Consider the following 14,033-nt stretch of genomic DNA (forward strand, 5'->3'; position numbering starts at 1 on the left):
GCGCGGATCGGCGTTATGGGGTGATCAGGCGCGGTTCTTGAATCGCCAGGATTCGTTTCCGGTCTCGATGATCTCGCAGTGATGGGTGAGCCGGTCGAGCAGCGCCGTCGTCATCTTGGCGTCGCCGAAGACAGCGGGCCATTCGCCGAACGCCAGATTGGTGGTGACGATGATCGAGGTGCGCTCGTAGAGCCTGCTGATCAGGTGGAAGAGCAACTGCCCGCCGGCTTGCGCGAAGGGCAGATAGCCGAGTTCGTCGAGGACGACGAAGTCCAATCGGGTCAGGTAGTCAGCGATACGGCCCTGCTTGCCACCGCGGTGCTCGGTCTCGAGCCGGTTGACGAGATCAACGACATTGAAGAAGCGACCGCGCGTCCCGTTGCGGATGAGGGATCGGGCAAGGGCAATCGCCAGATGTGACTTGCCGGTTCCGGTGCCGCCGATGAGAACGGCGTTACGCTGGTCGGCGACGAAGGTGCCGTTGGCAAGGTCCCTGACCAGCACCTCGTTGACCGGCGTGCCGTCGAAGTCGAACTCCTCGATGTCCTTGGCGATCGGCAGCTTTGCGACGGTGAGCTGGTATTTGATGGAGCGCGCCTGCTTCTCGGCGATCTCGGCCGACAGCAGATCGCCGACGATCCTCGGCGGCTCGTGCTGGCGCTTGATGCCGGTCGCCATAACCTCGTCATAGGCACTGCGCATGCCGTAGAGCTTCAACGTTCCCATCAGATCCAGAACCTGCGTGCGTTCCATCAGCTTGCCCTCCTGAGGCTGTCGTAGCGGGCACAGTCGGCCTGCGGCTCATGGCGCAGGCGAAGAGCGTCCGGGGTGAGAATGGTGATGGCTGGCGCCGGATCGCGCCGCCGCGCCAGAATGTTGATGATGACAGCTGACGAGCAGACGTTCTGGTCGAGCGCCTCTTGGCAGGCGGCCTCCACGGCATCGATCCCGTCGGTCAACACCGCAGCCAGGATCGCCACCATCTGGCGATCACCGTCATCCGAGGACTTCAGTCGGCGCCGGGTCCGCTCCATCGCCGAGGGCAGAACCCAGTCCTGGAACGGCGCGCCATTGCGCAATGCGCCGGGCTTGCGGGCGAGCACGGGGACATAGTGCCAGGGATCGTAAATGGTCTCACCGCGCCCGAACGAACGGGCGTGTTCGGCGACGACAACGCCATCCTGCCGGATGACGATCCTGCTGGCATAGGCCTGGATCTCGACCGGTCGGCCCACGGCAGTCGACAGCACCGAGTATTTGTTGTTGTCGAAGCGCACCGTGCAGGTCTTCGATACCGAGGCGGGGACCGTGTGGAAGCCGTCGAAGGGGCCGCGATACTCGACAAGTTTGCCGCGCTCCTCCTCGAACACCTCCCAGATCGTGCGCTCCGGCTGATCGATATGACGGTGCGTCTTGGTGTAGGCGATGCATTTGTCGAGCAGCCAGGCGTTGAGTTCCTCATAGGATTTGAAGCGCAGCCGCGGCGTGAAGAAGCGCTCGCGCACCAGCCCGACCTGGTTCTCGACTTGACCCTTCTCCCAGCCCGACGCCGGCGTGCAGGCGACCGGCTGCACCAGATAATGGCTGCACATCTGCAGGAAGCGGCGATTGTATTGCCGGTCCTTGCCGACGAATACCGTCTCAACCGCCGTCTTCATGTTGTCGTAGATGCCGCGCGTGCAGGTGCCGCCAAAGAAGGCGAAGGCCCGGTCGTGCGCGTCGAACACCATCTCCTGCGTCTCGCGCGGATAGGCTCTGACGAACATCATGCGGCTGTGGCAAAGCCGGACATGGGCAACCTTCACGGTCACAGTCACGCCATTGATGAGGACGATCTCGTGGCTCCAGTCGAACTGGTAGGCTTCACCCGGCGCGAAGAACAACGGCACATAGGCTTCCGCCGTCGCTGATCCCTGCGCCTTCGCCCAGCTCTTGGCGTATCGGCGAACCGCGTCGTAGCTGCCGTCGTATCCGAGACCGCGGAGCTCCTCAAAGATTCGGATCAGCGTTAGCCGCTCGCGCCCCGCCTTGCCGTGATTGCCACCTAAAAGCCCGTCGAGCTGATCCTGCCAGGGGCCGATCTTTGGCATCGGCTGATGCTCACGCTCGTAACGGAACTCCGTCGCGTTCGACCGCAGCACCTTCCGGACAACCTTCCGCGATATCCTCAACTCGCGGCAGATCTCCTTGATCGACTTCCCCTGGACCAGCGAAAGCCGACGTATCTTCGCAATCGTCTCCACAACCAACATCCAAAACAAATGCCCCCGATGAAACCGAAGGCAGTGTGACAACCCTGCGTTACAGGGGTCCTTTTTGGACGCCGGTCACCCCTGAAACGGGGTCCTTATTCCACGCCGAAACACAAGCGACATCGGGAATATGTCGTGCCACCAGTCCAGCTAGTCTCGTCCGTACTGAAAGTCGATTGCGCCTGTTGCTTCAAGGCGCAGCACACCAACATGCGGCTGTTCAGGAAGACGTTGAGGGGAGCGTGAGCTCGCTTGCTTGCCATAGGGGCATATCGTCTCCACTGTGGGCGGGATCGCGATATGGCTCGGTCTCAGCTTGATGTCACAGCAAGAATGTCTGCCTTCTCAGCGAGGTTGGAACTCTCGATTTTAGCGATCGTATCGCGCAGTCGCTTCGCGATCCAGATCGTGACGGCGCAAGCGCCGTTCCCTTTGACCGTCTTCCAAACCAGCCTTCGTCAGTGACGGCAAATAGCGCTGAAACAGGGCCGCTAAAGGTCATTCCCGCACCGTGGATTGAATGGCTTCAGGCTCTGCAACGGCTTGCCGCTTGGTGCTTTTATGCCGAGTACGAGGCGCTGGTTGTCGGCCGCGCCTCGTTCTTGATCCTAGTTCAGGGCGAGGGCGGAGTTGCACGAGACCGCCAATGCCGTGTTGGGCGTGGTGTCTCCAAGTGGCGTGGCCCATCCGGCTTTTTCGATAATTGATCGACGATCATAGCTGTTGGCGGCTTTGAGAGCGGCCAGAACCTCGACCGAATTCGGCGCGCTCTTCGACTGCGCGACACAATAGGGGGTCATGACCGCGACGACAGCATTGATGCTGGCGTTTTCCGCCATCTTCGTCGCAGTGCCGCCCGTGACCCATCCGCCGATGGTGAAGCCGATGATTGCGAGCGCCAAGGCTCCTCCGACCGCGCCGCAAGCGGCCGGCTTGATCCATTCCCGGGATTCCATGGTAGTGTCCGATCTTTGTCAGACGGGTGCGCATAATCGCGCACGAGCAAAGGCATTCTATCACATCCTACCGCCACAGGTAATTATGTTCGTGGTTCGATGCCACTCCGGCTGAACAGGATCGATTGCAACCTCGTCTGCCGGGTGAATCAAACATAAGCCCAGTGCCCTGCACGCTATGAGGCAGTCGCAGCCGCCCAGCTCGCAGGCGCGGCAGACGTCGGGGCGGTTTCCATAGATCGAGACGAGGTCGCTGTTCCGACTTGCCGACAGCGCCGAGCAGCGAGCGCCAACGCAGCGCATCCCGCTTTATCGCGGAAAACATTTTCAGCAGGAATTTGTTCGAGTTGAGAAACGGTCTCGGTGCTAAACCTCGGCCATGTCGACGAGTAGGCGCAGCACGCGCCACAGGCATTGCAGTCGAAACCGTCGTTTCCACCGATCTCCGTCCTGGTGTTTCAACTCGCCCCGAGTGTCGTGGCACTGTGGCTGGCCGTGATTGTCACCAAGGCGAAGAGCCCCTCAGCTCGCCTGCTGCCGTGGATCGGGTTGCTCGGCCTGCTAAACCCTGGATGGGCCTACACATTCAGCATGTTTGGTCTCGTCGAAACTTCCGCCAGTGTGGCCACCTTGCTCTGGGCTTTCGAACCAATCCTAATTCTTGGGCTTGCCTGGATGTTTCTAAAAGAACAGATCGGTCGGCAGCTTCTTGGCCTTGTCGCCCTTGCGACCTGTGGCGTTTTGCTGGTCAGCGGACTGTTGGGCAACGCTTCGTCCGAGACACTAAATGCCGGTTCGGCTCTGATACTGGCGGGTGTGCTATGCTGTGCGATCTATACGATCCTGGCACGGAACCTAGTCGCAAATCCGCTCTTTACGGTCGCTGTCCAGCAGAGTGTCGCGTTCGCTTGGGTGCTTGCAATTTGGCCGTTGGAGTTGCGCTCCGTCACTGCGCCGAATCTTGCAGGAGTGCTTTATCGAGACATTGCAACGATCATCCTCTCGGGGCTGCTATACTATGCGCTTGCCTATTGGTTCTATTTGCACGCACTCAGATCTATGGCAGCGAGTGTCGCAGGCTCCTTCTTCAATCTCATCCCGGTGTTCGGGGTATTGGGATCGTTCATCTTTCTGGGCGAACGTCTCACTTCATCGCAAAGGCTGGGAGCCGCACTCATCGTTGGCGCGACAATGGTCGTTCTCCGGCATGGGATCGGCCGCGCAACGAAACAAACCGCTGTCGATGCTCGACAGGGACCAACTCGACGATCTCGGCATAACCGAAGAACAAGCTCGCGAGCTCGATCGGTACTCTGGTCCGCGCAAGGGAGCTTGGGGCACCGTGGCTTCGAGGTGGAAGGTTCGCTGACGTAATCGCCCAGTTCACACCGATAGATACCCTACGCCTCGGCATTATGAAGTGATCGAAGATGGGTGCATTTCGATAAAAGAGCGATTGCCAGCTTAGCGATTTCCGCGACGTCAGATATTTGCATGGAGCGATCACTATTGGATCGCAAGTTGAAGCGGTTGCACCCTCCCGCAACCAAATTAAACACAAATGGCCCGTCTTGTGACGGGCCATTTGTGTTTTGGGGATGTCTCAGGGGCAGCCTAATTTCTGGTCCCCGTCACCTGATCAATGGTGTTTTGCCAGGAAACCGAGCACCGCCTTGTTGTAATCATCAGGCCGCTCCCAATAGGAAGCGTGCGCCGATTCTGGAATCGTGACGAGTTCAGCATTCGGCAGGTGCTTCACGGCTTCGCGGTAAAGCGGCGGCGGGGCATAGTTGTCCGCCTCGCCTGAGATGAAAAGCATCGGCACCTTGGTGTCTGCTATGCCCTTCAATGTCGCCACATTTTTCTCAGGCTGACCGGGGCCCCGCGGCTTGACGCGGCTTGCGGTGTAATTCTCCAGCCAAGTCTTCACACCCTCCGGATTGCCGGTGCGGAAGGAGGCAGAAAGTTCCTGGAATTCGATCGGCATGTTGTAGAAGCCCTCGGGTCGCGGGCGCTTTATCATCGCGCTGTAGGTGTCGTTGTCCATGATGTCCATCGCCGCATTGGCGATCACCAGACTGCGCACCCGCTCGGGGAAGGATAGAGTGAAGTCCACTCCGATATAGCCGCCGGCCCCCGTGCCCACGATGTGAAAGCGGTCCAGGCCCAGCTGGCGTGTGAGGGCGTCGAGATCGTCGGTCGTCGTTCCCTGAAGCGGTGACGCGACGGGGTCGTAACGGGTCTTGCCGAAATTGGGGCGGTCATAGGCGACCACGCGATAGCCCGCGGCCGCGAACGCTGCAATTTGATGCTTGCGATACGCGTCGCTGCCGGCGGAAGCTGGATGCATCAGGAGAATTGTTTCACCATCGCCTCCTGTATCCAGGTAGTAGATGCTGATCGGACCGAGCTCTATCGTTCCCTCCTTGACGACAGGCGCCGTTTGCGCGGTAGAGGGAATGGATAGAGCAGCCAGCGCTGCATTCACGACCGTGACAGCAAGAGCCATTTTCATGATGCGCCAAAGCAATCGGTACATGGGTATCCTCCGGGTTGAGCGAATGATGGATCACATCGCCGTTAGACCGATCAGGCAGGCGAGGGAGCCTGCCTGACGGACGGTCCATGCTGTTTCCCGGAAGATTGAAACGTCAAACGACTAAACGAGACGTCTATGTGACATTTCTTCAATGGAAACCTGGATTTCTCCCCGACCTAACGCGGCCCGTTTCCAAAGTGTGGTCGGCCCGGTGCAGGCGACGTCATTCAGTCGTGCGTCTCGCCGTCATACGGTGTGGCCCGCATGGAGGGGCGCTGCAGAAATTCCTCGAACCATTTTGACAGCCGCGGCCTTCCCTGTTCAAAGTCAGGCAGGTTACGGAATGCCAGCCAATCGAGGGCTGTGGCGACAGCGATATGGCCGATATGCAGGGGCTCATCGAGAGCTGTCGATCGCTCGAGATAATCGTAGGACTCGACCAGCTTCGTCGTCATACCATCGGCAAGTACGGGATAGCGCAGATGCTGCGGACGGCGCGAAGTCTCCCAGCGCAAAGCGATGCCGGCTTCGCACATGCCTTGAGCAACGGCCTGCATCCGCAGGGCTGCCCAGCGCCGGGACCCCGTAGCCGGGATCAATGAAACCTGCCTGTTAAGCGTTTCAAGATAGTCGCAGATCACGACGGAATCGAAGATCGTCTCGCCATTGGCCAGGACCAGAACCGGTACCTTGCCCAACGGGTTGACCGCGAAGACCTGCTCGTTGCGGTTGGTCGGGCTGGTTTCGTGGTGGATGACACGCAATTCTCCGGCGAGTCCGGCTTCATACACGAAGACCAGAACCTTGCGGGCATAGGGGGAGTGGGTCTGGTAGAGAAGGTCCATTGTCTATCCAATCTGACGGTGAGGCGGCGCAGATGCACGCGTCACCGTTCGCCAACGGAGAAGCTGGCGCGTCCGGTCGTGCTGTGCTGATGGAATAGTATTGCGCCGGATTGGATATTGGCGCTGCATTTTCTATTCATTGACGAGCGAAAATTGCGCTCATGCCGATGCCGTCATGCTTCTTCGCTCGCTGCGCCCAAAGGCCGGCGGTACGCCTATTCGGCGATCAATTGCGGTGTCATGTGCAGATAGCGTGCCGCCTTGCGCTTGGCGGCGATGTCCTTCCAGACGAACTCGACCTGATCGACGGTCAGCCCAACCGCCTGGGCAACATCCGAGGCCGGCACTGCGTGGTTTAGCGCGTAGAGGCAAAGGTCCATCTTGTCGTACGGCAGCACGAAGTAGAATTCTTCCTGCGTCTGCGGCAGCGAATAGGTGTCCGTCGTCGGTGGCCGTGCACGGATCTCGGCGGGAACGCCGAGATATTCGGCGAGCCTGTAAACCTGCGTCTTGTAGAGATGCGCGATCGGCTTGATGTCGGCGGCTCCATCGCCGTTCTTGACGAAAAAGCCCTGGTCGTATTCCAGCAGGTTCGGCGTGCCGAGCACGGCATAATTCAACCGGTCGGCATGATAATATTCGAGCTGCTTGCGGGTACGCTGCTTCATATTGGTGGCGGCGACGATGCCAAGATAGGTCTCCACCGGCAGCCGCAGCTTCTTCTCAACGCCATCGGGCGAGCGCACGACCAGCGACGAGAGATTGTAACCTCCCGTGGTGAGGCCGTTGTCGAAGACGATTTTGGATGCCCAGCCCGGGCCGTAGTCCGGTTCGACCTGGCGGATGAAGGCGTCACGCCGCTCGTAACACCCCATTGCCGCCAGCATCGGCGCCATGTCTTCGGTGGTGCGTTCGATGCCGAAAGTATCCGCCACCAATGTTCCAAGCCGCCGGCTTTCGGGGTCGGAATCGGCCTCGGGCATCAGCAGCGCAAAGACATTGCCGGGGCCTAGTGCCCGCACCGCCAGCCCGGCGCAGACGCTGGAATCGATACCGCCGGACAGGCCAAGCACGAGTCCGCGCCGACGCAGATCCTTGCGCAGGCTCTCACGGATCACTGTGGCAATGCGGTCGGTCTCCGCTGCCGGATCGAAATCGAGTGCCGATGCCGAAAAGCGGATCGTCATGCGTCAGGCCCTTTTCTGGTGGAATGCATTGCTGCCGCCAGCCGGCGGCTGAGCTTGCCGCTGTCGGTCTTCGGCAAAGCGGCGACGAATTCAATCGTCTTGGGAACCATATAGTCTTCCAGATGGCGCGCGCAGTAGCGCAGCACATCGCGTTCGGTCAACCTTGGGTCGGCCGATACCACAAAGGCCTTTATGGATTGTCCGAGCACCGGGTCGGGGACGCCCGCTACGAGGGCTTCAGCGACGCCGGGCAGCGTGTGCAGGACGTTTTCGACTTCCTTCGGTGGCACTTTCTCGCCACGCGATTTGATGATGTCATCGCGGCGGGCGACGAAGGTGAGGAAGCCGTCAGCATCGGCGGTGAAGAGATCACCGGTATGGAGCCGCAGTTCGCCGGTTTGCACGTGTGGACGGAGCGTCTGCGCTGTCGCTTCCGGCGCTTCCCAGTAGCCTCTCATGACATTCGGCCCGCTGATCACCAGTTCGCCGATGTCATTGGGTTTTGCCGGTTTGCCAGCCTCATCAACGACACAGGCTTGCGCGCCTGGAATTGCGAGACCAACGGAGCCTGGTCGTTGCTCAAGCTGTTCGGGCGGCAGATAGGTGGCGCGGATGCACTCGGTCTGCCCATACATCGAATAGAGACGCACACCAGGCAGAACGCTTCTTAGCCGGCGAATATGGTCGACCGGCAACGGTGCGGCAGCACTGGTGATGTAGCGCAAACTGGCGAACAGGGCGGCGTCCAGGTCCTTCATCTGCAGCATCATGGCGACCATCGAGGGCACCAATGGGAAGCCCGTGGCGCGCTGATCCCGCAGGCGTTCGAAGACGGCGTAGGGGAACGCAAAGGATTTTTCGAGAACGAGCGTCGCGCCGCTGAAGACCGTGGTCAGCAGTTGCGTCAGCCCATAACCGAAGGACAGCGGCAGCACGCTGAGGATGACGTCGTCCGCGGTGTTTTCGAGATAGGAGGCGATGGAAGATGCGGCGGCATTGAGATTGGCGTGCGCCATCATCACGCCCTTCGGGTCGCCCGTGGAACCGGAGGTGTAGAGAATTGCCGCGAGATCGTCCTCTTGCCGACCGTCGTCGATCATCGACACCGGTTCGGTGCGCGGAGATTTCTCGAAAAGGGGCGCATTCGGAAGCGCGGCGTGCGGCTCCGTCAGCAGAATGTGGATCGGTGTCGGGAATTGCGATGCGGCTTCGGCAAGGATGGGGGCCAGCCTGCCTTGCGCCATGATGGCGGTGGGGCGGCAATGGTTGATCAGGAATGCGATGCGTCCGATCTTGGCTGACGGATTGACCGGCACCAGCACCGCACCGGCCATCCAGACTGCGAAAATGGAAAGCACGGCCTCGAGGCCATTGTCCATGAACACCAGAACGCGATCGCCCCGTCGCACGCCGGCGTTGGCAAGCGCCCCGGCGACGCGCTCTGCCGACTGACTGAATTCGGCATAGTTGATCCGCCGGTCGCCACAGACCAGCGCCGTCTTCAGGCCAGCATCGGCTGCGCGTGCGCGAAGATGATCTTCGAGGCGCATCTTGCAGCCTGCCCCTTACCTGGCTCGTTTGCCATCGATATAGGCGACGATGCGGGCGATCGAATCGAGATTAGCCGGAACGATCTCGCGGTCTTCGACTTTGAAGCCGAACTCCTTCTCGATGTGGCCGACCAGTTCGAGAATGCCTGTGGAATCGACCAGGTCATTATCGATCAACGACATTTCGTCGGGCAAGGGCTGGCTCTCGTCGCCAAACAGGAAGTTCTCGATGATGAAGGCGCGGATCGCCGTTCTGGTGTCGTCTGCCATGGTCTCTGTCCCGGTGTGTCCCATCAATCGGTCTTCGTGGAGAACGTGTCCAGCCAAAGCTGGGTCGAAAGGATGCCGACAAAGGCGGTATCGTCCCGAAAGCTGGCTGTCTCCTGATGCAAGACCTTGTTTTTCAGCTTTTCGACCGCTGTAGCGTTGAAGAAGCCGCCCTTGGCGATGGCGGCCCTGGAGAGTACGTCTGCCAGATAACGCGGCGGCGTTGCCGCAAAGGCCTGGCTGTCCGGCGCGCGATAGGGCTGTTTCGGCCGCTCGATGATCGCCTCGGGAACCAGGCCTTTCGCAGACTGCTTGAGAATATGCTTCTCCCGCAGGCCGTGCAGCTTCATGTCCGGAGCCAAGCCCGCAGCAAAGTCGATGATGCGCGGGTCGAGGAACGGAAAGCGGCCTTCCACACTGTTTGCCATCATGACGCGATCGCCCTGCGCGGAAAGGATATAGCCCGGCAGAAGGAACGTCGTTTCCAGATATTGGGCCTGATGCAATGGATGCCAGCGGGAAAAATCCGACGGCAGCATGGAGGCCAGTTCCGCAGTCGCATCATAGTCGCCGAGCTCGTGCTTGAGCTCGGATGAAAAGAACAGTTTGGCAGCACCTGTCGAGCGGAAGCGAGGCCGATGCGAATAGAGGAGATCGTCGATGCGGTCGTCGCCGGCACCGAAGAAGCGGGCCAGATATTCCGGCGATTGCCGCTGTAGGCCAGGCAGATAGGGATAGAGCCGCTGGAACAGCAATGGCCGGAACTTCGAGTTGGGCTGGCGGCCACAGAAGCGGCGCAGTTTCGCTTCGCGGAAGATATCGTACCCGGCAAACAATTCATCCGCGCCTTCACCGGTGAGGACCGCCTTTATGCCGTTGTCGTGCACCAATGCCGAAAGCTTGGCGAGTGGCGCCGGCGCCGTGCGCAGGATCGGCCGTTCGACATGGCGTATGACGGATGGGAACAAGCCCGAGATATCGCTGGCGGAGCAACGGGCAGTGGTGTGTTCCACGCCAAGCGCCGAGGCCATTACAGCCTGCCATTTGCTCTCGTCGTGTTCTTCGCTGTCGAAGCCGAGCGAAAAGGTTCTGAGCTGTTCGGGGTGCGCGCGAGCGGCGAGCGCCGACACAAGAGAAGAATCCAGACCGCCGGAAAGATAGGAGCCGACAGGCACGTCGGCACGAAGCCGAATGCGGGTGGCGTCGTCGAGCAATGCTCGCAGCTCTTCGACCGCGTCGGATCGCGGCCGGATATCACCGGCATCGGGATAGGTCTGCCGCCACCAGGCGCGCTGTTCGACGCGTCCACTTTCCACGATCATCAGGTGACCGGGCGGCAATTCCGAAATGCCTTGGAATGCGGTGCGTGGGGCAAGTGGCGTCCACAAGGTGAAGATCTGGTCTAGTGCAAGCGGGTCGAGCCTCGCCTCGATGCCCGGGACGGCGAGCAGCGCCTTGATCTCGGATGCGAAGAACAGCGTGTCGCTGCGCTGTGTGTAAAACAGCGGGCGCACGCCCATGCGATCGCGAGCCAGAACCATGCGTCCCTGACGTGCATCCCAAAGCGCGAAGGCGAAATCGCCATTGAGTTCATCAAGGCAATCCAGGCCCTTCTCGTCATAGAGTTGCAGGATCACCTCGGTGTCCGATCGGGTGTGGAATTGCCGGCCCTTGGCGATCAGCTCATTCCGCAGTTCGACATAGTTGAAGATCTCGCCATTATAGGAGATCACCAGATTGTCGGACGGACCGGACATCGGCTGGTGGCCGTCGGAGAGACCGACGATCGACAGCCGTCGATGCGCCAGCCCGGCCTCGCCATCGATATGGATGCCACTGTCGTCCGGACCCCGATGAGAGAGTTGCCTCGTCATGCGAGCCAGCAGCGCCTTCGCTTCAGCTGGCGCCACACCCTTTCCGAAATACCCCGCCACCCCGCACATCAGGCCACCGTCATGTGAAGCGGTCGCCGATCAGACGAGTCCAACCTTCTCCGGCAAGACCGTTGACGAAGGCCTGTCCACTGGTGAAGGCCTCGATCAGTTTCGGGTCGCGAGAATGAACGATGGTGGATGCGGCATGCACGAATGCGATCTTGCGTCCCATCATGGCGCCGAGAAGCGCAGGCTGCGTGCGTCCGCGCAACGCCGGCATGTTCCGTGAGTCGGCATGACGCATCATCCGGTCGATCACGAGTCCTTCGCGACCAGGCAGTGATAGGACCTGGACGACGCGACCGAGACGCCCCCTGTCGCCGTAGTAGAGGAACAAGCCGATTGGCGCGCCGTTCGAGCGGGCGCGAACAACCCGCAGCACCCTTTCACCATGGATAACCTTCTGGCGAGCCTCGGCCAGCATATAGCGCAGGCGTTCAGCATCCCACTGCGGCCGCAGCGCGAACTGGCGCAGGAATGTCGGGATAATCTCGGCGGCTTCGTCCTCGCTGACGTCGCCATCGGTGAATGCGTCCGCGCGACTGACCTCCGGCACGTAACCATACCAGTCCGACTTGGCGCGCTGCGCCAGGGCATCGAAGGGTCGAAGAAGAGGCGTGACAAGCCGTGCCCCGGGCACGCGCTTCGCGACGCTGTCTGCGACGAAGGAAACCGGGCGCAGGATGCGCAGCCATTCGAGGCTGTAGTCCGGCAGGATATGCCCGTTCACCTTCTGCCAGAGAGCTGTCGACAGGTCGTTCGAGGTTTCGGTGAAGGAGAGATCCTGTGGACCGGAGAGGACATCCCGCAACAGTCGGGCACCGGCGAAGGGGTCGTCTTTGCGGGCATCCACCATAAAGGTGCCGCAGACGGCTGCGCGCAGCGTCCTGCCGGCATGTTCCATCGCAAGCGGGAAGATGCCGAAGAAACCGCTCACGGTGCCGTCGTCACGCACGTGGACCTTGGAGGCCAGTTCGGGATCGTAATTCGGACCTTCGAGGAACAGCGTCTTCAGATAGTCGGCGAGGGCACGCGGATCCACGCCGTTGCTGCGCAGGAGCCGCTGAAACAGCGCTGCGACGGCCGGCAGATCCTGAGCCGTTACCGGTCTGATCTCAGGCATGCTTGTCGCCTCGGCCAATCCTGAACACGTCTACGCTTCCAATCGCGAGTACAGCCTTACGTATGGGCAGCGTCGTATCAGCAACTTCTAACCAAATGATTGGCAGCGCCATAGTTTGGAAGAAGATGTGAAGCTTGGCGAACAGATGCTTAAGACGTCCCAAGAAGAGTGTTCTTCAGAAGCCCTTTCGGCACCTGCGCTCACTTGTGGGGGGCAAAAGTCGATGCTGGTTTCAAATCACCGGCTGCGACGCAGCGTCTGGGACGGCGTTTCACCATATCTGCGGCGATAGGCAGCTGCAGCGCGGCCGAGATGCCCGAGGCCGGCCTGGCCAGCCAGTTCGGTCACGGATCGTCTGCTTTGAGGATCGTTGAGCAGCGAGCGGAAATGATCGAGGCGGACGGCCTCGATCATCTGCACCAGTGTCGTTCCATTGTGGCGGCGTACTGTCTCCTGCAGTGAGCGCAGGCTGACGTCGACCGCCATGGCGATGTCGCCGACGCTGAAGTCTCGTTCGATGTTGGCGCGAATCCAATCCTGTGCCCGACCGATGGTGGATGATGCCGCCACTGGAGCCGGCGCATCGAGCGCCGTGCGTTGCGAATGGGCAAGCGAAGAAAGCAGCAAGGAAGACAGGCTTTCCCCGAGCCTCGCCAGATAAGTGCCGAACGCGGCATTGCCGTTCTCGACACTTTCCAGCATGAGGCCGACATGATTGAGTGCCAGCCGTCCCGCAAGGCTCGACAGGTCGACGGCCGTCTCGAACTCGACCTTGTCGACGGCGCGATCCGCCAGGTCGGCGCATTGCCTTTGCATGACTTCACGCTCGATCAGCACGATCAGCTTGGCGCAGCCGTCGGACCAGCGCATGCGGGTCGGCAACGTCGGCGACAGCAGCGAGGCGATATGACCCGGGCGCGCCTGGGCCGTGGTGGTGCCGCAACGGACTTCGGCCGATCCGGCAAGCGGGATCTGCAGCAGGAAGAAGGAAGAGAGTTCGCCGGGGTCGATCTCGACTTCCGAGCCATAACCAACGAAATTCAGCGAATAGCCGCGCTGTCGCGAGGCGCGATGAACGGCGTGAAAACCGGCGGCGTTGGCCTGGCGCGGCGACAGGAAATGCGGGCAGAAGATGCGGCCGATCTCCTGGCGCGCTTCCTCCGGTGAAAACGTGTCCACCAAAGCGTGCCGGGCCAGCGGCGATCTCAGATTGACTGCGTCCATGCGGCAGCCTTCCCATTCACCCCGTATGGCCGCGCATTCTGGATAGTCTTTGCGCGTATTGGATTGCGGCCACGGCGCTTCCACCTCAGTCTCAATCTAGTTGAAGTCTAAAAGAAACGCGAGTCCCGCCAAAGGCCGGGTAACGCGTCGGACGGG

At 60.6% G+C, this 14,033-nt stretch carries 11 protein-coding genes and 2 pseudogenes; 1 reads left to right on the forward strand and 12 read right to left on the reverse strand.

Going from position 1 to position 14,033, the window contains the following annotated elements:
• Positions 1-24: 24 nt before the first annotated feature.
• The 4 genes and pseudogenes from istB to AO692_RS32185 form a co-directional block, all read right to left on the reverse strand.
• A complete protein-coding gene (gene istB / locus AO692_RS08260; RefSeq protein WP_054308547.1) occupies positions 25-753 on the reverse strand; it encodes an IS21-like element helper ATPase IstB in 729 nt (242 codons plus the stop codon).
• Positions 686-2,252 (reverse strand): annotated as a pseudogene (istA, locus tag AO692_RS08265) (IS21 family transposase). Before istA ends, istB begins: the two are co-directional and overlap by 68 nt.
• 608 nt (positions 2,253-2,860) lie before the next feature.
• The gene (locus tag AO692_RS08270; protein ID WP_054309590.1) at positions 2,861-3,208 is read right to left on the reverse strand and encodes a hypothetical protein; all 348 of its coding nucleotides are present in this window, start codon (positions 3,206-3,208) and stop codon (positions 2,861-2,863) included.
• A 60-nt stretch (positions 3,209-3,268) separates the two neighbouring features.
• Positions 3,269-3,651 (reverse strand): annotated as a pseudogene (locus AO692_RS32185) (YkgJ family cysteine cluster protein).
• Positions 3,652-3,685: 34 nt separating this feature from the next.
• On the opposite strand from AO692_RS32185, the gene AO692_RS08275 reads away from it, so the two are divergent.
• Complete coding sequence (locus tag AO692_RS08275; protein WP_244483291.1) at positions 3,686-4,582, forward strand: DMT family transporter; 897 nt, start codon at positions 3,686-3,688, stop codon at positions 4,580-4,582.
• 265 nt (positions 4,583-4,847) lie between these two features.
• On the opposite strand, the gene AO692_RS08280 is transcribed toward AO692_RS08275, so the two are convergent.
• The 8 genes from AO692_RS08280 to AO692_RS08315 all read right to left on the reverse strand — a co-directional run bounded on the left by AO692_RS08280 (position 4,848) and on the right by AO692_RS08315 (position 13,877).
• Positions 4,848-5,747 (reverse strand): alpha/beta hydrolase, encoded by a 900-nt coding sequence (locus AO692_RS08280; RefSeq protein WP_054309592.1) that lies wholly within the window; start codon positions 5,745-5,747, stop codon positions 4,848-4,850.
• Positions 5,748-5,974: 227 nt separating this feature from the next.
• Entirely contained in the window at positions 5,975-6,592 is a 618-nt protein-coding gene (locus tag AO692_RS08285; protein ID WP_054309593.1) for a glutathione S-transferase family protein, read from the reverse strand.
• A gap of 215 nt (positions 6,593-6,807) precedes the next feature.
• Entirely contained in the window at positions 6,808-7,779 is a 972-nt protein-coding gene (gene nadE, locus AO692_RS08290) for an NAD(+) synthase (protein ID WP_054309594.1), read from the reverse strand.
• On the reverse strand, positions 7,776-9,329 hold the full coding sequence (locus tag AO692_RS08295; protein WP_054309595.1) for a class I adenylate-forming enzyme family protein: 1,554 nt from the start codon (positions 9,327-9,329) through the stop codon (positions 7,776-7,778). The genes nadE and AO692_RS08295 overlap by 4 nt, the downstream gene beginning before the upstream one ends.
• Before the next feature lie 15 nt (positions 9,330-9,344).
• Positions 9,345-9,599, reverse strand: coding sequence for an acyl carrier protein (locus tag AO692_RS08300; protein WP_054309732.1), 255 nt, complete (start codon positions 9,597-9,599; stop codon positions 9,345-9,347).
• A gap of 23 nt (positions 9,600-9,622) precedes the next feature.
• Complete coding sequence (asnB, locus tag AO692_RS08305; protein ID WP_054309596.1) at positions 9,623-11,539, reverse strand: asparagine synthase (glutamine-hydrolyzing); 1,917 nt, start codon at positions 11,537-11,539, stop codon at positions 9,623-9,625.
• A 10-nt stretch (positions 11,540-11,549) separates the two neighbouring features.
• Positions 11,550-12,653 (reverse strand): hypothetical protein, encoded by a 1,104-nt coding sequence (locus AO692_RS08310; protein WP_054309597.1) that lies wholly within the window; start codon positions 12,651-12,653, stop codon positions 11,550-11,552.
• 237 nt (positions 12,654-12,890) lie between these two features.
• Positions 12,891-13,877 carry a helix-turn-helix domain-containing protein gene (locus tag AO692_RS08315; RefSeq protein ID WP_152979759.1) on the reverse strand — a complete coding sequence of 329 codons (987 nt, stop codon included), beginning with the start codon at positions 13,875-13,877 and terminating at the stop codon, positions 12,891-12,893.
• Positions 13,878-14,033: the final 156 nt, after the last annotated feature.

Origin of the sequence: Mesorhizobium sp. 1M-11 (assembly GCF_001303895.1) — a bacterium.
Taxonomy (GTDB): domain Bacteria; phylum Pseudomonadota; class Alphaproteobacteria; order Rhizobiales; family Rhizobiaceae; genus Mesorhizobium.